This window comes from Bartonella sp. AC535YNZD, assembly GCF_042196625.1.
Lineage (GTDB): Bacteria > Pseudomonadota > Alphaproteobacteria > Rhizobiales > Rhizobiaceae > Bartonella.
Genome location: NZ_JBHIQP010000058.1, coordinates 1 through 970, shown reverse-complemented (window position 1 = coordinate 970; position 970 = coordinate 1). Strand labels below are relative to the sequence as shown.

General features: G+C 47.0%; 1 protein-coding gene. It reads left to right on the top strand.

The annotated features are described in order from the left end of the window. Positions 1-970, top strand: a 970-nt coding sequence (locus ACFIM8_RS09130; RefSeq protein WP_375614833.1) for a hemagglutinin repeat-containing protein, incomplete at both ends; no start/stop codon positions are given.

Here is a 970-nt window from a genome sequence, read left to right as displayed (position 1 = left end):
TGCACAATGGCTCTCATTTAAGTTCTGGAAAAGAGACCACTGTTCTCTCTGGAAAAGATATCCATATTGCTGCTTCCGATATAGATGCCAAGGGTAATGTTGCTCTTGGCGCCCAAGGGGAGGTAACAATAGGGGTAAGAAACGATGAGATGGAGTATCATCTTCAGGGCAAAAACACGAAAGTGGATATGCAAGCCTCTCATGCCGTTGGCTCTTCGATAAAATCGGGAGGTGATACCACTGTTGTTGCAGGGCAGGATGGCAAACCGCATGATCTTAGCATCACAGGTAGTTCCATTGCGGCTGAGGGCAAGGTGGGGCTGAAAGCCAGCAACGATGTCCTGATCAATAATGCAGAGGATAGCTTACATTATGAGATGTCGTACCATAAAGAGGGTGGGGTGTTTAGTAGCAGCAAATCTGAGCATAACAAGATGGATGTGAGCCAAGTTGTGGGGTCAAGCATAACAGGGGGTGAAGGCATTGCCATTGATTCCGGAAACAACACGGAAGTTGTAGCCTCGACGCTCATAGCCGGTAAGGCAGAGGAAACGTCAGGAGAGAAAGCACCAGGAGATCAGAAACAAGCGGATATTACCATTCACTCTGGGGGAAAGATTGTCATAAAAGGCGCCCAAGAACACTTGGATCAGCAAGCACAATCGTCATCAAGTGGCTTTTTGCATGAGAAATCGTCCGATACATCTCAATCGCATACCACAACGGTCTCCTCTATCCTTGGGGCAACGGGCAACATTATCACACAATCAGATAAAGAGACCACAATCACGGCTTCTCATCTGCTTTCCGGTCAAGATATCAATGTGACAGCAGAAAATGTGACGATTGATGGCATGACAGATCACCATAAAAGCCATTCAGAGGAGCATGAAACGGGTTTTGGTGTGGGATCAGGCAAGGGCTTTGTATCGATATACGGGAGTGAGGGAAAGACAGAAAATGAAGAGAG